This is a genomic window from Pseudomonas cannabina (assembly GCF_900100365.1).
In the GTDB taxonomy this organism is placed as follows: Bacteria; Pseudomonadota; Gammaproteobacteria; order Pseudomonadales; family Pseudomonadaceae; genus Aquipseudomonas; species Aquipseudomonas cannabina.
The window spans coordinates 2579985-2602608 of the sequence record NZ_FNKU01000001.1; the positions used below are offsets into that span (position 1 = coordinate 2579985).

Sequence of the window (22624 nt, forward strand, 5' to 3'; positions counted from 1 at the left end):
CGGGGTATAACGCTGGCGCGGAGCGTTGGCACGGAAATCAATAAACAACTACTTATCCGAATGCCCCTGCGCCATGGCCACCACGACTTTTCGCTTGCCGGTGAACGGTGCGCGGGAGTGGGCGGTGAGCATGTTGTCGAGCATCAGCACGTCGTTTTCCAGCCACGGGAAGCTGACGGTGCAGGCGTCGAGTACGCCGCGAATCTCGTCCAGCAGGGTTTCTTCAAGGGGCGAGCCGTCGCCGTAGTAGACATTGCGTGGCAGGTCTTCTTGGTCCACAACATCGAGCAGGGTTTCGCGCACTTCCGGTTGCAGGTTGGAGATGTGGAACAGGTGCGCCTGGTTGAACCAGACCGTGTCCCGGGTCACCGGATGGCGGGACACCGCCTGGCAGATTTGCCGGGTGCGCAGTTCGCCGTCGTCTTTCCATTCGCATTCGATGTTGTGCGCCCGGCAGTACGCTTCCACCACGCGCTCATCTTCGGTGTTGAACACCTGGCTCCATTCCACATCGAGCCCGTTGCCGTAGTTGCGCACGTACATGAGCTTTTTTTCGATGAAGCGATCACGAATGCGCGCCGGAATGCGTCGGTAGATCTCGCGACTGTCGGCAATCGGCGTTTCGCCGCCGGTCTGTGCCGCGATCATGCTGTAGAACCAGATCTTCATCGGCCAATCCAGCGTGTAGGCCTGCTCGTTGTGCAGCGGGATGCTCTGGTGCGCCGGGTATTCGGTGGAGGTATAAACGCCCTTGGTTACGTTACTGCGCGGCGTGGAGCCGAATTCGTAGTTGAGCAGCGGATCACCAAAACCGGCCGCGAACTCACGAAACACCTCGGCACCGCCAACCTCGAAACCGCGAAACAAGATGCCGCCCGCGCTGTACAGGTGCTCGGCCACCAGCGGCTTTAGCTCACCCAGCGCTTCCATCAAGTCCAGACCGGGCTCGGGCGCCTGCACCAGCATGGGCAACGTGCCCGCCCCCGCCAGCAGCGGCCAGATATCCAAACTCAACGCATGACTCATGATGTCTCTCCCTCGATGGCAAAAGCGCCCGAACCCCTGCGGTCTGGCGCAACACCCGTGTGCAGATTGAACGTACTTCGCGGCTGAAAAATTAGCCGCTCAGCGCCATTTCCATCCCGCCACGCTTCGCCCTCGATACCTCTGAAACAATTTTTTTCATTTAAACGCAAAATATTCCTACAGGAATCCCGTTCTCATTCGTCTTTAACTGAATGCGAGGCTTTATACCGCCCGCGCGTACAGACCCGCACGTAAAGAACCTGTACCTAAAACAGGGAGCCCGGCCTTGCGCCCGCTCTACATCGTGAATCGAGATTGTTTATCCATGTCGAAGAAGTCCCGCTCAAAAATCTGGTTTCTCGTCCACAGCTGGCTGGCCCTGCCCATCTGGTTCTTCGTGCTGATCGTCTGCGTGACCGGCACGCTGGCGGTGATCAGCAAGGAAATCATGTGGCTGGCCAACCCGGAGATGCGTGACAACCGTCCCTCCGACGATGCACAACGCATGAACTTCGAGCAGATTCGCGCCACCATCGAGAGCAACGAGCCGGACCTGATCGTCGGCACGATCATGCAACCTGACGGCGATTACTTCGCCCTGAGCGTGTTCGTGACTTACCCGGACGGCCGCTCGGTGCCGGCTTACGTCAACCCTTACACCGGGGTGATTCAGGGCCTCACGCCATCATTTGACTTCCGCCGCTTCACCCGTGCCCTGCACGGCTGGTGGCTGGTGCCATTCACCAATGGCTATTCGTGGGGCTGGTATCTGGTGTCGATTCTCGGCCTGCCGCTGCTGGCGTCGCTGGTGACCGGGCTGGTGGTCTACAAGAAATTCTGGCGTGGCTTTTTCAAGCCCGTGCGTTTCAGCCAGGGCCCGCGGATTTTCTGGGGCGACATTCATCGGCTCAGCGGCGTGTGGTCGATCTGGTTCATCGCGGTGATATCCATTACCGGCACCTGGTTTCTGATTCAGGCGATCCTGGGTGATAACCAGATCAGTATTTCCAGTAAATCCCAGGTCGCGTCGATCATCCCGCACAGCGCCGTGCCGCTGACCGCCGACGGCAGCCCCGCGCCGACCATCAGCCTGGAAAAGGCCGTGGCCATCGCCAAGGAGCGGATTCCAGGCCTTGAAGCGAGCTTCATCACCCCGCCGTTCAATGCCAACAGCAATATGCAGGTCGGCGGACGCAGCTGGTATCCGTTGATGTTCCAGACCGCCGAAATCAACCCGTACAGCGGCGAAATAGCCGCCTCGCACTTGCTGTCGGACCGTAACAAGCTGGAGTTCGTCACCGAATCCATGCGCCCGCTGCACACCGGCGACTTCGGCGGCATCTGGATCAAGCTGATCTGGGCGTTCTTCGGCCTGTTGCTGAGCATGATGGTCCTCAGCGGCCTGTTGATCTGGAGCAAACGCACCGCAATTGCGACGCTTAACGCCCTCAAGCGTGAAGCCAAAACCAGGCCTGCCGCGTACACCCCGGAACCCCACACCTCGCCACTGGCGACCCGCACCCCGGAGAACAGCCTGTGAGCAAGGTCGCTGTCGCACCACCTGCGTCGTCGCTGAGCCGTTTCTGGCACAAGTGGCGCTTCCACATCAACGTGCTGCTGGTGCTGATCCCGCTGGGTTTCATGCCCAAATACTTCTCCGACGTCTCGCTGGATCGCGGCGATCAGGGCCTTGGCCAGCGCGAGGTCGGCGAGATTCAGGTCGGCCCGTGGAGCCTGCGTCTGGCAGAGGATCGCAACGAAGCCCCGCGCCTGTCCGGCCCGTCGGGCTACATGAAAAGCTTCAACGCCGCGCTGTGCAACGCCTGCATCGACCGGGTCAAGGCCACGTACCTGCGCATCGGCAAACCGCGCAGCCTGCGCACCGCCGGGGTGATCTTCTTCGGCGGCGGCTATCGCATGAGCGCGTTCATGCAGATTCCTGAAAACACCAGCCCCGACTCCGACCTGTGGATCACCATGGAAGGTTGGGACGGCGCGGTGCATCAGACTTCCATCCCTCTGCACCAGGCCTCGCCAACAACCGTGGCGTGGCTGAAAAAACAAGGAGCCAAACCATGAGTGCCCGCCCTTCCCTGCGCTGGCTGACGGCCAGCGCCCTGTGCCTGCTTGGCCTGAGCGGCAACGCCCTGTGCCTGCTTGGCCTGAGCGGCAACGCCCTGGCGCATAACCCGATGTGCGAATGCAAACAGATCGACAACGAGCAGATCCGCTGCACCGGCGGTTTTTCCGACGGCAGCGGTGCGCCGGGCGTGACGCTGGACGTGATCGGCTACGACGAAACCATTCTGGTGCCCGGCAAGCTGGGCGAGGACTCGACCGTGACCTTCAAGCGCCCTGCGTCCGAGTTCTACGTGCTGTTCGACGCAGGCCCCGGTCACGTGGTGGAAATCGATCAGGCGGATATCCCGACCCCATGAGTGCGGCCACCCGACAAATCGTCCGTCCGGCAGGTGCCGGGCATGAAACCCTCTATGTCCTGCTGCTGTGCCTGCTGATTCTTGCCGCTGCCGCCAGCGTGGTCAGCCTGCACCGCAAAACACAGGACGTGCAGAGCATCGCCAGCCATCAACTCGATGCACGCCGCGACCTGACCGCTGCCGAACAGGGCATCTACGCCGACCTGCGCGTAACGCTGGATGAGATTCGCTTGCTGACAACAGAGCAGCAAACGCCAATCACCCCACAGCAGCTGGGTGAAGAAGGCTTTGCACCGTTCGCCCAGGACGCCAGTTCGGTCAGTCGCGGCGGTCATGTCTGGCAAATGGTCGAGCAGTCCTATCTTGGCCTGAGCCAGACGCCGAGCGTGGCCGGATCGTTTCTGATGCGCGTTGACTCATCCCTTGGCGAGCAGCCCGATATCTGGATCAACCGCAGCGCCTCGATCACCGCAGCAAGCAACCTGGGTGACAAGGCCTTGATCGATGCGGGCTGGAAACAGGTCGTCGCGCAATTCGACGCTGGCGTGACCCGTCAGCACCCGCACTGACACTCCGCATTCCTTTGAAAGAAGACCGCTTGCCCATGCCTATTTCATTCAAACGCCGCCCTTTCCTTCGCGTTCTGCTGGTGAGCCTGTTCGCCGCCGTGCTGGCACCCGCAAGCTTCGCCGCCGACCCGGCCAAGCGCCTGCGCATCGGCATCACCCTGCACCCGTATTACAGCTATGTGAGCAACATTGTCGGTGACAAGGCCGAAGTGGTGCCGCTGATCCCGGCCGGTTTCAACCCGCACGCCTACGAACCCCGTGCCGAGGACATCAAGCGCATCGGTTCGCTGGACGTGATCGTGCTCAACGGCGTGGGTCACGACGATTTTGCCGACCGCATGATCGCCGCCAGCGAAACCCCGAACATCAAGACCATCGAAGCCAACGCCGACGTACCGTTGCTGGCCGCCACCGGGGTTGCAGCGCGTGGCGCCGGTAAAGTCGTCAATCCGCATACGTTCCTGTCGATCAGCGCGTCCATCGCCCAGGTCAACAACATTGCCCGCGAACTGGGCAAGCTGGACCCGGACAACGCCAAAACCTACACCGCCAATGCCCGCGCGTACGGCAAACGCCTGCGGCAGATGCGTGCCGACGCCCTCGCCAAACTGACCAAGGCGCCCAACGCCGACCTGCGCGTGGCCACGGTGCATGCGGCCTACGACTACCTGCTGCGTGAGTTCGGCCTGGAAGTGACCGCCGTCGTGGAACCGGCGCATGGCATCGAACCCAGCCCGAGCCAGCTGAAAAAGACCATCGACCAGTTGCGTGCGCTGGACGTGAAAGTGATCTTTTCGGAGATGGACTTCCCGTCCACCTACGTCGATACCATTCAGCGTGAATCGGGCGTCAAGCTGTACCCGCTGTCGCACATTTCCTATGGCGAATACACCGCCGACAAGTACGAGAAGGAAATGGCCGGCAACCTCGACACCGTGGTGCGGGCGATTCAGGAGTCCGGCGCATGACCGCTGCACAGCACCTCGACATCGTCAGCCAGGGGTCGGCTATCGAGTTCAATCAGGTGAGCCTGACGTTAGGGCGCACCACGATTCTCGACCGGGTGCATTTCAACGTGCGGGCCGGCAGTGTGCACGCACTGGTCGGGCCGAACGGCGGCGGCAAAAGCTCGCTGATCAAGACCCTCCTCGGGCAGACACCGCATCAGGGCCAATTGAGTTTGCAATGGCCTGCCGCGCCGGGCCTGATCGGCTACGTGCCGCAGGCGCTGGAGTTCGACCGGGGCCTGCCCATGACTGTGGACGATTTCATGGCGGCCATGTGTCAGCGGCGTCCGGCGTTTCTCGGTTTGTCGAAGCACTATGCGGCAGCGATTGGCGAAGCCCTGGAACGGGTCGGCCTGCAGGACAAGCGCAAACGGCGCATGGGCGCGTTGTCGGGTGGCGAACGGCAGCGCGTGCTGCTGGCGCAGGGGCTGATTCCGGCGCCGCAATTGCTGGTGCTGGATGAGCCGATGTCGGCGCTCGATGAAGCAGGCATTCAGGTGTTCGAGCGTTTGTTGGGTGACTGGCGTCGCAGCGGCATCACCGTGCTGTGGATCGAGCATGATCTGGACGCGGTGCGGCGGCTGGCGGATCAGGTGACCGGGCTCAATCGCCGGGTGCTGTTCGACGAGCCTGCCGCCACGGCGCTGACGCCGGAGCGCCTGCTGACGTAGTTTTCTGCTCATCCCCGCAATGACGGGAGCACCCTGTGATGGATTACGAAACGTTTCGCCTGTTCATTCAGGGCCTCGCCTCATCCGGTTATCTGCCCGAAGCGCTGGCTTATGGCTTTGTGGTCAATGCGCTGCTGGCCGGGCTGCTGATCGGCCCGGTGCTCGGTGGTTTGGGCACGCTGGTGGTGGTCAAGCGCTTTGCGTTTTTCTCCGAAGCGGTGGGCCATGCTGCACTGACCGGCGTGGCCATCGGCATTCTGCTCGGCGAGCCCTATACCGGCCCATATGGTGCGCTGTTCGGTTACTGCCTGTTGTTCGGCATCGTCCTCAATTACCTGCGCAACCGCACCGGGCTGGCGCCGGACACGCTGATCGGCGTATTCCTCTCGGTGTCGCTGGCGCTCGGCGCGAGCCTGCTGCTGGTGCTGGCCGGCAAGATCAACGTGCACATTCTGGAAAACGTGCTGTTCGGCTCGGTGCTGACCGTCAACGGCAATGACTTGCTGGTGCTGCTGATCGTCGGTACGCTGGTCATGGGTCTGAGCCTGCCGCTGTACAACCGCATCATGCTGGCCAGTTTCAACCCGCAACTGGCCGCAGTGCGCGGCGTGGCAGTGAAGACGCTGGACTACCTGTTCGTGATTCTCGTGACGCTGATCACCGTCGCGGCGGTGAAAGTCATCGGCGCAATCCTGGTCGGTGCGCTGCTGGTGATTCCGGCCGCAGCGGCCAGGCTGCTGAGCCAGTCGCTGAAAGGCTTCTTCTGGATCTCGGTGGCCATCGCGACCGTCAGTACCTTGTGCGGCATTTTGCTGCCTATCGTCTTCGACCTGCCGGTGCCGTCAGGCGCGGCGATCATTCTGGTGGCAGGCGTGGCCTTCGCCCTGGCCGCGATCGCGCGCGGCACACTGCCCGGCCTGAAAGGGAATATTGGATAAATGCCTACTTTACGCACATTGACCCTGGCGCTGGCCCTGACCGGCCTGTTCAGCAACAGCCTGCATGCCGCCGACGCCAAAACCGATAGCTCGCAACCGGTACGGGTGCTGGCCAGCCTGCCGATCACCTATGGGCTGGGCGAGATGCTGCTCAAGTACAGCGGCGTGGTGCTGGAGCGCGCAGCGGCTGCCAATCTGCCGGGTTCGCGTCAGACGGCGTATTTCACCGGGCGCGGGGCTGATGCTTTGCGCGGGCTGGCGAATAACGCCGACGCAGTGATCGGTTTGCGGTCGATCTGGGCGGATGACCCGCTCTACCCTAATGCCCGCCGCAGCAATATCCGCATCGTCGAGATTGATGCGGCGCGGCCGGTGGATGGCAGCCTGCCGGGGATTGCCGTGCAGCCTGGGCTGGGCACCGACGGGCTGAACAGTCAGCCGTGGCTGGCGAGCAACAACATGGGGCGCATGGCCGATGTGCTGGCGGCGGACCTGGTGCGTCTGGCACCGACGGCCAAGCCGAAGATCGAGGCCAACCTGGCAGCGTTCAAGCAGAAGTTGCTCAAGCTGAGTGCCAGCAGCGAAGCGGCGCTGGCCGGTGCCGACAATTTGAGCGTGGTGAGTTTGTCGGATCGCTTTGGTTACTTGATCAGCGGGCTGAACCTGGAGCTGATTGACAGCCAGGTGCTGACTGATGAACAGTGGACGCCCGAGGCGCTGAGCAAACTGGGCACCACCCTCAAGGATAACGACGTGGCGCTGGTGCTCGATCATCGTCAGCCGCCAGAACCGGTCAAGGCTGCGATTGAAACGGCAGGCAGCACATTGCTGGTGTTGGGGATTGATGGCGCTGATCCGCTGGTCGAACTGCAGGGCGATATTCAGGGGATTGTAAAGGCACTGGCTGGGAGCGGGAACGTCGCACGATAGTTGAGGTAGTTCGGATTATCGTTCCGCACGCTCCAGCGTCGGAATGCAGTTCGCGACGCTCTGCGTCGCAAAAGAGGACGCGGAGCGTCCGCAACGGCATGCCGACGCAGAGCGTCGCACGATAGTTGAGCCAATCAGGCCGTCTGGGCTTCCATCTTCTGGCGCAGGCTCAGGGGGCGCATGTCGGTCCAGACTTCTTCGATGTAGGCCAGGCATTCTTTCTTGAAACCGCTTTTGCCGACGGTGCGCCAGCCGTTGGGGATAGCTTTGTAGTCGGGCCAGATCGAGTACTGTTCTTCGTGGTTGACCACAACTTGAAAGACGATGTCTTCCCGATCGAATACTGAAGTCATTGCTGCTCTCCGAGGTTGTTCAGTGCCGCTGCGCCAATTCGCAGCCGCTATAGGGATTGAACGTATCGCTACGTCGAAAAATTAAAGCTGGGCGACGGCGGCGTTAAGCGCGCGGCCGAAGATTTCCGCCACTTCGTCGATCTGCTCGGCGGTGATCACCAGCGGTGGCAGGAAACGCACCACGCTGCCGTGCCGACCGCCCAGTTCCAGAATCAGCCCGCGCTTGAGGCATTCGCGCTGGATCAGCGGGGCCAGACGGGCAAACACCGGTGGATGACCTTGCGCATCGCGCGTACCCGCAGGATCGACCAGTTCCACACCCAGCATCAGCCCGCGACCACGAATGTCACCCAGTTGCGGGAAGTCGCGCTGCTGGGCTTGCAGATGACCGACCAGCCGCGCGCCCATCGCTGTCGCGTGCTCACACATATTGTTTTGCTGGAGATAGCGCATCACCGCCGAACCGGTGGCCATCGCCATCTGGTTGCCGCGGAAGGTCCCGGCATGCGCACCCGGCAACCAGGTGTCGAGCCAGGAACGGTAAACCACTACAGCCAACGGCAAACTGCCGCCGATGGCTTTGGACATGACCACCACATCGGGAATGATCCCGGCGTGCTCAAAGGCGAACATCTTGCCGGTGCGCGCAAAACCGCTCTGGATTTCATCGACGATCAGCGCCACACCGGCTTTTTCAGTGATGCGCCGCACACCGCGCAGCCAGTCCAGATCAGCCGGAATCATTCCGCCCTCACCCTGTACCACTTCAAGAATGACCGCTGCGGGCAACTGCACGCCGGCTTCCGGGTCGTTGAGCAGGTTTTCCAGGTAGTGCAGGTTGGCACGCACGCCCTGTTCGCCACCCAGCCCGAACGGGCAGCGGTAATCGTAGGGATACGGCAGAAACTGCACGCCCGCGCTGAGCAACGCACCCAGCGGCTTTTTCGGCCCCAGACTGCCCATCAGGCTCAACGCCCCCTGGCTCATGCCGTGATAACCGCCCTGAAACGACAACACGGTGCTGCGCCCGGTGGCAGTGCGCACCAGTTTCAACGCAGCTTCCACCGCATCGGTACCGGTCGGGCCACAGAACTGGATCTTCGCGTCATTGGCCAGCGCTGGCGGCAGCAGGCCGAACAGGTCCTGCACGAACTGGTCTTTGACCGGCGTGGTCAGATCCAGGGTGTGCAGCGGCAATTCATCGCTGATCACCTGCTGGATCGCTTCGATGATCACCGGATGGTTATGCCCCAGCGCCAGCGTGCCCGCGCCTGCCAGACAATCGATGAAGCGCCGCCCTTCGACGTCCTCAACGTGAATGCCCTTGGCACGCTTGAGCGCCAGCGGGATGCGCCGTGGGTAGCTGCGCGCATTGGATTCCTGGCGGTTCTGCCGGGCCAGCAATGGCGACTCGTCGAACTGGTAGAGCCTCTCAGCCGCTGCCGGGGTAACCCGGGTCAGTTGATCATCGATAAACCTGGTAGCGACTGACATTTGTGCAGCCCTCAATACGCTGGTTGAATGACCTGATGCATGACCAAGGGCCATGCCGGTTCAGGCGTTTATTCCTTCTCTTGAAAACGCGCCAGCGCGCTGCGGATTTACACCCGGTAACGAGTTTTTTATCCACAACGCACGTGCGCCGACCAGAGGCTGATCAGAACCCTTCAAGTTCCGCCATCAAGTCCGCCAGCCGGTCGAATTTCTGCTCGTCGACCTGCGCGCCGCCGAGGCTTTGCAGATGTTCGGCCAACGCCTGAACGGTGTTGAATTCGAACATCGCCCGCAACGGCACGTTACGTTGCAGCAGCTTCTGCGCACGGGTGACCACCTGTGTGGCCAGCAACGAATGCCCGCCCAATTCGAAGAAGTTGTCAGTGATGCCCACCCGCTCGACCTTGAGCACATCGGCCCAGATAGTCGCCAGTTGTTGCTCCATTTCAGTTTGCGGCGCGAGGTATTCCTGCTGCGACTGGCTGACGTCCGGCGCAGGCAGGGCCTTGCGGTCGAGCTTGCCGTTCGGCGTCAGTGGCATCGCGTCCAGAATCACCAGATGCGCAGGCACCATGTAGTCCGGCAGGCTGGCCTTGAGGTGGCTTTTAAGCGCATCTCGCAGCGCGTCATGATCCTGCGTGGCAGCGCGTGGCACCAGATAGGCCGCGAGCACTTTGCCCAGCGCACCCTCGATGTCCAGCACCACTGATTCGCGAATCGCCGGATGCTCCAGCAAGCGGGTTTCGATTTCGCCCAGCTCGATGCGATAGCCACGAATCTTCACTTGGTGATCGACCCGGCCGACGTACTCCAGCACGCCGTCCTTGCGCCGCCGCGCCAGGTCGCCGGTGCGGTACAGACGCTCGCCCGGCGCGCCGAACGGATGCGGCACGAATACCGGCACCGTGCGCGATGGATCCGCGACGTAACCGCGACCGACACCGGCCCCGGCGACACACAACTCACCCACGGCACCTAACGGCACAAGGTCCAGAGCGTCATCGAGCAGGTACAGGCGATTGTTGTCGGTCGGCGAACCGATCGGCAGATACGCGCTACGTGTGGAATCCGCGTCAACGCGGAAGAACGCCACGTCGTCGGAACATTCAGCCGGGCCATAGGCATTCACCAGCCCGATAGCCGGGTAGCGTTGCAGCCACTGGCTGGCCAACTCAGGCGGCATGGCTTCGCCGGTCGGCAGCAGCCAGCGCAGGCTGTCGAGTGTGGCGTGCTGTTCGGCGAGCAGGCCGGTAATCAGCGACGGCACGCTTTCCAGCACGCTGATGCGCTGCGCCTGCACATGCGCCAGCAGCGCCTGCGGGTCGCGAGCGATGTCGTTCGGCACGATGTCCACCCGCGCCCCGAACAGCGGCGCGGCAAGGAACTGCCAGACCGAAATGTCGAAACTTTGCGAAGCGGTCTGGGCGATCACATCGCTGTCGCTCAGGTTCAGGTACGGCACCTTGCTCAACTGGTTATTGAGCATGCCGCGCTGTTCGACCATCACGCCCTTCGGCAGCCCGGTGGAACCGGAAGTGAAGATCACGTAAGCCAGGTTATCCGCCGCGCTGTAGCGACCCGGATTGTGCTGCGCTGATTCGCTCCGCTGCACGTCTTCCCAGACCCGCAACTGCGGACGATCGGACTCGGGCAGCGCATCGAGCAGCGCCCTGCCCTGTTGCAGGCAATCCGCGCTGCACACCAGCACCGGCGTGCGGCTCTGGGCGATGATGCCGCTCAGTCGCACATTCGGCAGCGCAGGGTCCAGCGGCAAGTAACCAGCACCGGCTTTGAAGCTGCCGATGATCATGCCGAGCAATTCAGGCCCGCGCTCGGCCAGCAAGGCCACCGGCTGATCGAAGCCGACTCCGGACTCGATAAGCGCATGGCCCAGACGATTGCTGGCGATATTCAGTTCGGCGTAGCTGACTTCACGATCCAGATAACTGACTGCAATGCGCTCGGGATGCGCCGCGACCTGCGCCTCAAACAGTTCGATATAGCTCTTGTCCAGCGGGTAAGCGTGCTCGCTCTGGTTGCAGCCCTCGAGCAGGAATGCGCGCTCCTGCTCACTGACCAGCGCCAGCTCGGCCATGTCGCCATGGAAACCTTCGATCAGCGCCAGTAGCAGGCGCTTGAACTCGCCGAGCATGCTCTGCACGGTGGATTCGTCGAAATAACGCTGGTCGTAGGACAGGTGCAGGCCCAGGTCATCGCCCGGATAGCAGACCGCCGTCAGCGGGTAATTGGTGTGAGTGCGGCCGGAATCCGAGGTGGCATTGAGGCTTTGCGCACGGTCCAGTACCGAGACTTCCACCGGCGCGTTTTCGAACACGAACAGGCTGTCGAACAACGGCTGGCCCTTGGGCAGTTCGCTGTTCTCCTGAATGGTCACCAGCGGCAGGTATTCGTACTCGCGCAGCTGCATGTTGCTGTCCAGCAACTGTCTCAGCCAATCTCGAACCGTGCAGCGCTGCTCGTCACTCGGCATGCCGACCCGCAGGGCTATGGTGTTGATGAACAGGCCGACGGTGCGCTGCATCTGCGGCAATTCCACCGGTCGCCCGGCCACCGTAACGCCGAATACCACGTCGCGATCACCGCTCATGCGCCGCAAGGTCAAGGCCCACGCCGCCTGGGCGAAGGTGTTGACAGTCAGTTGATGCTGCTGAGCCAGTTCGCGCAGTTGTGCGCCGTCGCGCTCATCAAGACGGGTGTAACAATCGCCCACCACCATGCCGCCGCTGTCACCGGCATGTTCACGCAGGAACGGACGGTCGCTGGGGATCGGTGTCGGCCGCTCGAAGCCGCGCAGGTTGTGCTGCCACCAGTCACGCGCCTGAGCCAGGCCACGGCGTTGCAGCCAGCCGATGTAATCGCGATAGCGCGGCGCAGGCGTCAGTTGTGCTTCACGCCCTTCGCCCAGCGCGGTGTAAAGGTCGAAGAAGTCGTTCATCAGCAGCGAACGGCACCAGGCATCGATGAGGATGTGGTGGTTGCTCATCATGAACCAATAGCGCGCTTCATCGACGCGGGTCAGGCGCAGGTGGAACGGCGGCTGATTGAGCAGATCGAACCCGGCCTCGCGCTCGGACTTGAGCAGGGCCTGCAAGCGCGGCTCTTGCTCGTCTGACGGTACCTCGCGCCAGTCCAGATAATCAATCGGCGTGCTGCCCGGCTTGTGGATGACCTGCAGCATGGTTTCGCCAATGTCCCAGCAGAACGAGGCACGTAGCGCTTCGTGGCGGGCAATCACTGCCTGCCAGGCCTGGGCAAAACGCTCCGGGTCGAGCGCGCTGTTGATGCGGTAGCGGTCCTGCATGTAATACAGGCCGGTGCCCGGTTCCAGCAGGGTGTGCAGCAGCATGCCCTCCTGCATCGGCGTCAGCGGGTATACATCCTCAATGTGCGTAGCGGCGACCGGCAGCGCGTCGAGTTGCGCCTGATCCAGATCGGCCAGCGGGAAGTCGGAAGGCGTCAGGCCGCCGCTGCCGTTACTCAGGCAATGGGCGATCAGCGCCTGCAACTGGCTCAGGTAGTCCTGCGCCAACGCTTCGATAGCAGCAGGTTGATAACGCTCGGCGCTGAAGGTCCAGCGCAACAGCAGTTCGCCGCCATACACCTGGCTATCGATGCTCAGCTCATTGGGCAGCGGCGCGTGCGGATCATGGGCCGCGCCCGTCGATTCTTCCAGCGGGCGGAACAGCGCATCGTCGGCAAAACTTTGGTCGAACTGGCCGAGGTAATTGAAGGTGATCGGCGCCACCGGCAGCGCCTGCATGACGGCCTTGCTGGCAGGGTCGGCCAGATAGCGCAGTACGCCATAACCGAGGCCTTTGTGCGGTATCTGGCGCAGTTGCTCCTTGATGGCCTTGATCGAGTCACCCGGCGCTGCATCGGCAGCCAGTGCAGGCGTGAGGCGCAGCGGATAGGCACTGGTGAACCAGCCCACGGTACGGGTCAGGTCGATGTCGTCAAACAGGGTTTCGCGGCCGTGACCTTCCAGCTGGATCAGGGTCGATGGCTGCCCGCTCCAGCGGCAGACCACCTGCGCCAGCGCTGTCAGCAGCAAGTCGTTGACCTGAGTGCGGTAGGCGCTGGGGGCCTGTTGCAGCAGTTGCCGAGTGCGCTCGGCATCCAGCCGCACGCTGACCGTTTGCGCATGACGATTCTGCTGCCCGCCCTGCGGGTTGTGGCACGGCAGATTCGTCGCAGGACCGCTCAGCTGGCGCTTCCAGATGCGCAGCTCTTCACGCAATGATTCGTTACCCGCATACGCCTGCAAGCGTGCCGCCCAGTCGCGGAACGAACTGGTCTTGACCGCGAAACGTACTGATGTAGCGTCGCTCAACTGGCGATAAGCCGTTTGCAGATCATCCAGCAGCACACGCCACGAAACGCCATCGACCACTAGGTGGTGAATGACCATCAGCAGGCGTAGCTGGCCCTGCGGCCCATCGACCAACAAGGCACGCAGCAGCGGGCCGCTGTGCAGATCGAGGCTGCGCTGGGTATCGGCGTACAAGGCCGCACATTCGGCCATGTCGGCGACGCGCGCCTGGATCAGCAGGGTTTCGGCGGTTACGGCGCGGTGCTCGGCCTGCCACTTGCCGTTTTGCTCGACGAAACTCAGGCGCAATGCGTCGTGCTGTTCAAGCACGGCACGCAAGGCCTGCTCCAGCGCACGAGGATCGAGCGCGCTGACCAGCTCCAGCACCAGTGACTGATTCCAGTGCTGGCGCTGCGGGATCGGCGTGTCGAAGAACCAGTGTTGAATCGGCGTCAGCGCGGACGCACCTTCCAGCAGGCCCTGCTCGGCCTGAATCAGTTCACGGGTGGTCGCCACAGCGGCCAGGGTCTGCACGGTCTGATGCTGAAACAGGTCACGTGGGCTGAAATGAATGCCCGCCTGACGCGCGCGGCTGACCACTTGAATCGACAGGATCGAATCACCGCCCAGTTCGAAGAAGTTATCGTTGACGCCGACTTTCTCCACATTCAGCACCGCGCACCAGATCGCCGCCAGTTGCTGCTCCAGCTCGCTGGCAGGCGCGATGTAGTGCTGACGATTGAGTTCCGGGTCCGGCGCAGACAAGGCGCGGCGATCCAGCTTGCCGTTGGCGGTCAGCGGCATGCTCTCGAGCAGTATCAGATGCGTCGGCACCATGTAATCCGGCAGTTGCGCCTTGAGGTGCGCTTTCAGCGATTCACGCAATTGCGCCTGCTGTTCATCGCCCTGCCCGGCCACCTCACTGACCAGATAAGCGGCCAGTTGCTTGCCCGACGGCGTGTCCAGCGCCAGCACCACGGCTTCGCGAATCGCTTGGTGTTCCAGCAGGCGGGTTTCGATTTCGCCCAGCTCGATACGGAAACCGCGAATCTTTACCTGATGGTCGATACGGCCCACGTATTCCACCAGCCCGTCGGCGCGCTGACGCACCAGGTCGCCGGTGCGATACAGACGCCCGCCGTTGCTGGCAAACGGGTCGGCCACGAAACGCTCGGCGGTCATGCCGGGACGCTGATGATAGCCCTGCGCCAGACCGGCACCACCGATGTACAACTCGCCACTCGCACCCTGCGGCACCAGCGCCAGGTCGGCGTCGAGAATATAGGCCACGCGCGCGCCGACGATACGCCCAATCGGCACGCTGGCTTCGCCTTCCTCCAGTTGCTGCGGCGCCAGACTGGCCAGTGGCATGACCACGGTTTCAGTCGGGCCATAGGCGTTGAAGAACAGTTCCGGCTGAAAGACTGCACGAATGCGCTGCAAGTGTTCGCCGGTCAGCGCTTCGCCGCCGGTGATGCACATGCGCACCGGCAAGGTCTGGCCCTGAGTCGCCAGCCATTGCGCCAACTGGCTGCCATAACTGGGCGTGAAACCAAGAATATTGACCTGCTGCTCACGAATCAGCGTGCAGATTTCTTCGGCGTCCCACTGGCCCTGAGCACGCAGCACCACACGCGCGCCGCTGAGCAACGGCACCAGCAGGCGCTCGGTGGCGGCGTCGAAGTTGATCGAATAGAAATGCAATTCGCAGTCATCAGGCTGCATGTCGAAACGGCGGATGACCGCTTGGCAATGCATGGCGATTTCACCGTGGGAAACCACCACGCCCTTGGGCTTGCCGGTCGAACCGGAGGTGTAAATCAGGTACGCCTGATGCTGTGGCAGGCTGATGAACGGCAGTTCATCGGACGAAAAAGACACCAGCAGCGGCTGATCATCTTCCAGGCACCAGCGAGCAACACCGGCAGGCAATTCGCCCAGCGCGGTAAACAACGCTCGATCGCTCAACAACAGACCGACGCCGCTGTCTTCGATCATGTAGTGCAGGCGTTCCAGCGGGTATTCCGGGTCGAGGGGCACGTAAGCGCCACCGGCCTTGAGGATCGCCAGCAAGCCGACCACCATGTCCAGCGAGCGCGGCAGCGCCAGACCGACCCGCACCTGCGGACCGACGCCACGTTGGCGCAGCATTCCGGCCAGTTGGTTGGCGCGGCCGTTCAGCTCGGCGTAACTCAGGGTTTCACCGGCAAAGGTCAGCGCCGCCGCCTGTGGGCGCAATCGGGCCTGCTCGGCGAACAGGCTGTGAATGCAGTGATCGAGCCGTTGTCCGCCAGCTTCAACGCCGAGGCTGTCGAGCAATTCTTGACGCTCGGCGTCCTGCAACAGCGGCAGTTCACTCAGGCGCTGTTGCGGATCGACGAGCAACGCTTGCAGCAGGTTGAGCCAATGTTCGGCCATCTGCGCGATGCGCGGCTCGTCGAACAGATCGGTGCTGTAGGTCAGGCAGCAACCCAGGCGGTGATCCAGCTCGGTGACTTCGAGGTTGAGGTCGAATTTGGTAGCCCGCGCATCGTTGACCAGGTAGTCGACAGTCATGCCCGCCAGCTCGCGACTTTGCTGGAATTCCCAGCGCTGCACATTGCACATCACCTGGAACAGCGGGTTGTAGGCCGCGCTGCGTGGCGGTTGCAGGGCTTCGACCAGATGATCGAAGGGCAAGTCCTGATGCGACTGGCCTTCGATGACCGTGTGGCGCACCTGTTCAAATAACTGCGCGACGCTCATCTGCCCGTCGAGCTGCACGCGCAGCACCTGGGTGTTGAGGAACGCGCCGATCAGCCCTTCGCTTTCCGGACGAATGCGGTTAGCCACCGGCGCGCCGATGCGCAGGTCATTCTGGCCGCTGTAGCGATAGAGCAGCACCGCCAAGGTAGCGGTCATGGTCATGAACAAGGTCAGCCCGTTGCGGGCGTTGAACGCGCGGACTTTCGCGGCCAATTCAGGATTCAGGTCGAAGCGGTACAGCTCGCCCCGATGGCTTTGCACAGGTGGACGCGGCCGGTCGCCGGGCAGTTCCAGCAGCGGGTGTTCGTTGCCCAGTTGCGCGGTCCAGTAGTCCAGTTGGCGCTGGCGTTCGCCGGCTTCCATCCACTGACGCTGCCAGACGCTGTAATCGAGGTACTGCACCGCCAGCGGCTCCAGCGGCGACGGCTTGCCGTCAAGAAACGCTTCGTAGAGCAGGCCCAGCTCGCGGGCGAAAATATCCATCGCCCAACCTTCGGTGACGATGTGGTGCAAGGTCAGGACGAAGTAATGCTCCAGCTCCGCAGCCCTGACCAGACAGGCGCGCAGCAACGGCCCGGTTTCCAGGTCAAAGGGCTGGTGCGCCTCGCTGTCGGCCAGCGCCTGAATGCGCTGCTGACGAACCTCGGCAGGCAGCGCCGAGTAGTCCTGCCACTGCACGCTCAGGCCGGTCTGTTCGGAGACTTTCTGGCAGGCCACGCCGTTGACGCTCGGGAACGTAGTGCGCAGGGTTTCGTGGCGCAGGATCAAGGCTTGCAGCGCAGCCTCGAAACACTCGATATCGAACACGCCGTTCAAACGCGCCATGCCGCCGACGTTGTACGCCGGGCTGTCCGGTTCCATCTGCCAAAGGAACCACATGCGCTGTTGCGAATAGGACAGCGGCACCGGCTGACTGCGATCGACGCTGGCAATCGGTTGCAGGCTGTTGCGTGCGCCTGACTGCTGAAGGGCTTGAACCTGTTCAGCGAATGCGCCCAGCTCGCTGGCCTCGAACAGCGCGCGCAACGGTAAATCGATGTCGCAGGCCTGACGCACCCGGGAAATGATCTGCGTGGCCAGCAACGAGTGCCCGCCCAGCTCGAAAAAGTCATCGCGCAGGCCGACACGCGACACGCCCAGCACCTGTCGCCAGACAGCGGCGATCTGCTTTTGCAGGTCGGTGTGCGGCTCGACGTGTTCGCGGGTCTGCCATTGCGGCTCGGGCAAGGCCCGGCGATCCAGCTTGCCGCTCGGGCTCAGCGGCATGCTGTCGAGGCGTACCAGTTGCGCCGGGACCATGTAATCCGGCAGTTCCAGCGCGAGAGCCGATTTGATGCGCTCGGCCTGAACGTCCTGCCCGGCTTCGGCGGTGTAATAACCGATCAGTTGTGGGCCAGCGGCGGTATCACGCACCAGCACGGCAGCATGACCAACGCCTGGTTGAGCCAGCAGGCGGGCTTCGATTTCCTGTGGTTCGACGCGGAAACCACGCAGTTTGACCTGCTGATCCAGACGCCCCAGATATTCCAGCACACCGTCAACCGCCCAGCGCACCAGATCACCCGTGCGGTACAGGCGTTCGCCCGGCTGGCCCAGCGGGTCGGCGATAAAGCGCTCGGCGGTCAGGCCCGGACGGTTCAGATAACCACGCGCCAGGCCGATCCCACCGATGCACAGCTCACCGGCCACCCCGCGTGGCAGCGGGTTCAGCTCGCTGTCCAGCACCCGGCACAGCACGTTGCCCAGTGGACGACCCATCGGCGAGCGCGGGCCATCGGCACGCTGGCAGTGCCAATGGGTGACGTTGATCGCGGTTGCGGTGGGGCCATAACGGTTGTGCAGTTGCACATTCGGCAGTTGCTCCAGCACCCGGTTGCGCAGTTCGCCTGGCAGCGCTTCGCCGCCGGAAAACAGGCGACGCAGGCTGCTGCACTGCTGCGTCAGCGGTTCGTCGATGAACAGTTGCAGCAAGGGCGGCACAAAATGCAGCGTGGTCACGGCGTATTCGTTGACCAGTTGCGCGATGCGATGCGGATCACGGTGTTCGCCGGGGCCTGCCAGCAGCAGGCGGCTGCCGGTGATCAGCGGCCAGAAACACTCCCACACCGACACGTCGAAGCTGATCGGTGCCTTTTGCATCAGCACGTCGCTTTCATCCAGCGCATACGCGGCCTGCATCCATTGCAGGCGCTCGGCCAGGGCCGCATGGGTGTTGCCGACGCCTTTGGGCAGGCCGGTGGAACCGGAGGTGTAAATCACGTAGGCGAGGTTGTCGCCGTGCAGGTGCAGGCTCGGCGCGCTGGCTGGCCAGTTGTCCAGATGCAGCGTGTCCATCGCCAGCGTGCAAACGCCCTCGGCACTCGGCAGGTCGCCGAGCAGATGGCTCTGGGTCAGCAGCAATTCGACCCCGCTGTCTTGCAGCATGTAGGTCAGCCGATCCGTCGGGTAATCGGGGTCCAGCGGTACATAAGCGCCACCGGCCTTGAGAATCGCCAACAGGCCGATCAACAGCTGCGGCGAACGCTCGGCGGCAATCGCCACCTTGATGTCCGGGCCGACGCCCTTGTCGCGCAGGTAATGCGCCAGACGGTTGGCCTGAGCATGCAGGCTGGCAAAATCGAGGCTGCCGCCCTCCCACACCAGCGCAATGCGCTCGGGAGTTTGCAGCGCCTGACGCTCCAGCTGTTCAGGCAACCAGCTTTGCGCCGGCGTGCAGGCGGCGGCGCTCCATTGCGCCTGTTCGGCCCACTCGTCAGCGCCGAGCAATTGCAGGTCGCCCAGCGCGACCTGCGCCTGCTGGCTAACCTGGGTCAGCACCTGAACATAGTGCCGGGCCAGACGCACAATGGTGTCGCGCTCGAACAGCTCGTCGGCGTAGTCGAAGGACAGGTTGAGGCGACCGTTACGGTCTTCTTCGCTGTGCAGTTGCAGGTCGAACTTGGCCTCGCGGCTGTGCCACGGAAGCTCTTCGGCAAGCAGCCCCGGCAGCCGGCGCAAGGCGCTGAGGTCGCGTTGCTGGTGGTTGAACATGACTTGAAACAAACCATGCTCACGCGCCTGCGGGAAGGCTTCGACCAGCTGTTCGAACGGCACGTCCTGATGCGCTTGGGCATCGAGTGCGGTCTGGCGGGTCTGAGCCAGCAGGGTCGAAAACGGCAGGCGCGGGTCCAGTTGCGCACGCAGCACCAAGGTGTTGATGAAGAAGCCGATCAGCCCTTGGGTTTCATGGCGCGGACGATTGGCACCGGGCACGCCGATGCGGATGTCGGTCTGCCCGCTGTAGCGATGCAACAGGGTCTGAAAACCGGCCAGCAACAGCATGAAGGGTGTCGATTGCCAGGCTTGCGCCGTGTTGCGCAGCGCAGCGCTCAGATCGGCGCTCAGGCGCAGGCTGTAACGCGAAGCGCTGTGTTGCTTGCGTGTAGAACGCGGGTGATCGGTGCTCAGCGTCAGGGTCGGCTGCTCATCGCCCAGTTGCTGTTTCCAGTAACCCAGCTGGCTCTCAGCCTCGCCTTGCGCCAGCCAGTCACGTTGCCATTGGCCGTAGTCGGCGTAGCGCAGCGGCAAAGGTGTCAGTTCCAGGGTCTGACCTTGAACAGCCGATGCATAGAGGCGCGAGAACTCGTCGATCAGCACATTCAGCGACCAGCCATCGGCAATGATGTGGTGCAGCGTGACCAGTAACTGATGCTCTTCTTCGTCCAGTTGCAGCAGCGTAACGCGCAGCAACGGGCCGTTGTGCAGATCGAACGGCAGGCGCGCCTGCTCTTCGCGGATCGCCAGCGCACGCGCTTGGCGCTCTTCGCTGGGCAGTTCGCTGATGTCTATGGTGTGCAGCGGGAATTCGCCCGCTGCGTCGATGCGTTGCAGGGCCACGCCGTCCTGTTCGTAGAACCGCGTGCGCAGTGATTCATGCCGCTCGATCAGGCGCTGGAAGCTGCTGCGCAATGCCTCGACATTCAGCTCGCCGCGCAGGTGCAGCCCACCGGGAATGGTGTAGGCGCTGCTTTGTGGGTCGAGCTGCCAGAGGAACCACAGACGGTTCTGCGCCAGCGATTGCGGCAGATGCTCGTTACCTGGCAGGCGAGCGATAGCGTTCTGCGTCTGAATGCTGCCTTGCGACGCAGCGATCTGCAGCGCTTCGACCTGCGCAGCAAAGGCGGCCAGCGTCGGTGCTTCGAACAGCAGGCGCAGGTTCAGGTCGATGCCCAGCGTCTCGCGCAACTTCGCAACGACCTGAGTCGCGACAATCGAGTTGCCGCCGAGCAGGAAAAAATGGTCGTCGGCGCTGACCTGCTCGCACTGCAACTGCTCGCACCAGACGCTGGCAATCTGCGCTTGTAGTTCCGAGCCGGTGCTTGAAGTGTGGCTTTGAATGGTCGTACCGAATGCAGGAAATACGGCATAGCTGTCGAGGCTGCCATCGGCCAGACGGGTGCGGCAGGCCGAACGCTGCAGCTTGCCGCTGGACGTCTTGGGTAACGCGCCCGGATTGAGCAGCACGACAACGCTCGGCGCTTCCTGGAAGGCTTCGGCCACGGTCTGCCGGATGAGTTTGATCAGCGCTTCGGGCGGCAGGATTTTCTGTACGCTGCGACTGATTTCGGCGGCAATGCCGATGCCTTCACTGCCGTCCTGATTGACAGCGAACGCAGCAATGCGGCCTTTGCGCACCACATCGATTTCGCGCTCGATGACCTTCTCGATGTCTTGCGGGTACAGGTTGTGGCCACGCACGATCAGCATGTCTTTCAAACGGCCGGTGATGTACAGCTCGCTATGCCGCTGGAAGCCCAGATCACCGGTGCGCAGCCAGGTCTGGCCGTCATGCTGGACGAACGCTTTGGCGGTGGCTTCAGGGTTGCGCCAGTAACCGTGGGCGATGCTCGGCCCACTGGCCCAGACTTCGCCAATGCTGTTTTCAGCCAGCACCTTCAGGGTGACGGGGTCGGCGATCAACACGCCATGCCCCGGCTGGCCGCTGCCGCAGCTCATCACCGGTTGGCCGTCGCCCGGCTCGGCCACATTGCGCGCCAGGGCCTGCGCATCCAGACGCAACGAAGGAATGCCCTTGCCGCGCTTGCCGCCGGCCACATACAGCGTGGCTTCGGCCAGCCCGTAAGAGGCCATGAAGCTGTCCGGCGTGAAGCCACAGCTGGCGAATTTCTCGGCGAACGCATTCAGGCTGTCTTCGCGGATCGGCTCGGAACCGGAATACGCCACGCGCCAACGGCTCAGGTCCAGCCGCTCCAGCGCCGAATCGCTGACCCGTGCGCTGCACAGTTGGTAGGCGAAATCAGGACCGCCACTGATGGTGCCGCCGTATTCACTGATCGCCTCCAGCCAGCGCAACGGGCGCGTGAGGAAGTAGGCCGGCGCCATGAGGATGCACGGCACGCCGCTGAAAATCGGTTGCAGCAGGCCACCGATCAGGCCCATGTCGTGGTACAGCGGCAGCCAACTGACGATCACGTCGTCCGGGTTGACGTCGATGCCGAAGCCATGACGAATCAACAGTTCGTTGGCGACCAGATTGCCATGACTGACCTGCACGCCTTTGGGCAAGGCCGTCGAGCCGGAGGTGTATTGCAGAAACGCGATGTCGTCGGCTTGCAGTGGCGGACCCTGCCAGCCATCGGCCGACGCACTGTCCAGCGTATCGACGCACAGCAGTGGCGGCGCATCGGCGGCGGCCAGTTCGTCCATCTGCAACAAAGCGGGTTGCACGTCGGAAGCGGTCAGAACCAGACGCGGCTCGGCATCGGCAATGATCGACAGCAGTCGCTCCTGATGGTGGCGACGGTTGGATTCCGGCGGGTAAGCCGGCACCGCGATCACACCGGCGTACAAGCAGCCGAAAAACGCAGCGACGTAGTCCGGGCCGCTGTGGAACAGCAGAATCGCCCGATCCCCTGGCTCGGCCTGGCGTTGCAGCGCAGCGGCAATAGTTCGCGCGCGCAGGTCCAGATCACGGTAGGTCAACACCAGCCCTTGGGTTTTCTCGTCGGTGAGAAAGCGCAGGGCCAACCGGTCCGGCGTTTGCGCGGCGCGACGCTGAAGGGCTTGAGCCAGGGTGTCGGGGAGTTCAAACGCATCCATGATGGGGTTCCTGCTAGATTCGGC

The 22624-nt window shown here is 62.8% G+C and carries 12 protein-coding genes; 8 read left to right on the plus strand and 4 right to left on the minus strand.

The window, feature by feature from the left end:
• Positions 1–48 precede the first annotated feature (48 nt).
• The gene (locus BLT55_RS11995; RefSeq protein WP_055001985.1) at positions 49–1026 is read right to left on the minus strand and encodes a TauD/TfdA family dioxygenase; all 978 of its coding nucleotides are present in this window, start codon (positions 1024–1026) and stop codon (positions 49–51) included.
• Between the two features lie 325 nt (positions 1027–1351).
• Here BLT55_RS11995 and BLT55_RS12000 point away from each other — a divergent pair, with 325 nt between their 5' ends.
• The 8 genes from BLT55_RS12000 to BLT55_RS12035 are packed head-to-tail and all read left to right on the plus strand — an operon-like array spanning position 1352 to position 7579.
• The gene (locus BLT55_RS12000; protein ID WP_055001984.1) at positions 1352–2566 is read left to right on the plus strand and encodes a PepSY-associated TM helix domain-containing protein; all 1215 of its coding nucleotides are present in this window, start codon (positions 1352–1354) and stop codon (positions 2564–2566) included.
• Positions 2563–3105, plus strand: coding sequence for a hypothetical protein (locus BLT55_RS12005; protein WP_055001983.1), 543 nt, complete (start codon positions 2563–2565; stop codon positions 3103–3105). Before BLT55_RS12000 ends, BLT55_RS12005 begins: the two co-directional genes overlap by 4 nt.
• Positions 3102–3464, plus strand: a complete 363-nt coding sequence (locus tag BLT55_RS12010) for a hypothetical protein (RefSeq protein ID WP_055001982.1) — start codon at positions 3102–3104, stop codon at positions 3462–3464. The genes BLT55_RS12005 and BLT55_RS12010 overlap by 4 nt, the downstream gene beginning before the upstream one ends.
• Complete coding sequence (locus tag BLT55_RS12015) at positions 3461–4033, plus strand: DUF6162 family protein (protein ID WP_055001981.1); 573 nt, start codon at positions 3461–3463, stop codon at positions 4031–4033. The genes BLT55_RS12010 and BLT55_RS12015 overlap by 4 nt, the downstream gene beginning before the upstream one ends.
• Before the next feature lie 35 nt (positions 4034–4068).
• Positions 4069–5001 carry a metal ABC transporter substrate-binding protein gene (locus BLT55_RS12020; RefSeq protein ID WP_055001980.1) on the plus strand — a complete coding sequence of 311 codons (933 nt, stop codon included), beginning with the start codon at positions 4069–4071 and terminating at the stop codon, positions 4999–5001.
• Entirely contained in the window at positions 4998–5711 is a 714-nt protein-coding gene (locus tag BLT55_RS12025; protein WP_055001979.1) for a metal ABC transporter ATP-binding protein, read from the plus strand. Before BLT55_RS12020 ends, BLT55_RS12025 begins: the two co-directional genes overlap by 4 nt.
• A gap of 38 nt (positions 5712–5749) precedes the next feature.
• Entirely contained in the window at positions 5750–6649 is a 900-nt protein-coding gene (locus tag BLT55_RS12030; RefSeq protein WP_055001978.1) for a metal ABC transporter permease, read from the plus strand.
• Positions 6650–7579: a metal ABC transporter substrate-binding protein gene (locus tag BLT55_RS12035; protein WP_055001977.1), complete on the plus strand. Its 930-nt coding sequence runs from the start codon at positions 6650–6652 to the stop codon at positions 7577–7579.
• A gap of 134 nt (positions 7580–7713) precedes the next feature.
• Here the strand turns inward: BLT55_RS12035 and BLT55_RS12040 are convergent, their stop codons facing one another.
• From BLT55_RS12040 to BLT55_RS12050, 3 genes are all read right to left on the minus strand, one after another.
• Entirely contained in the window at positions 7714–7932 is a 219-nt protein-coding gene (locus BLT55_RS12040) for an MbtH family protein (protein WP_003304661.1), read from the minus strand.
• Positions 7933–8013: 81 nt separating this feature from the next.
• Positions 8014–9426 carry an aspartate aminotransferase family protein gene (locus tag BLT55_RS12045; RefSeq protein ID WP_055001976.1) on the minus strand — a complete coding sequence of 471 codons (1413 nt, stop codon included), beginning with the start codon at positions 9424–9426 and terminating at the stop codon, positions 8014–8016.
• 163 nt (positions 9427–9589) lie between these two features.
• Complete coding sequence (locus BLT55_RS12050; RefSeq protein ID WP_055001975.1) at positions 9590–22600, minus strand: non-ribosomal peptide synthetase; 13011 nt, start codon at positions 22598–22600, stop codon at positions 9590–9592.
• Between the last annotated feature and the right edge of the window lie 24 nt (positions 22601–22624).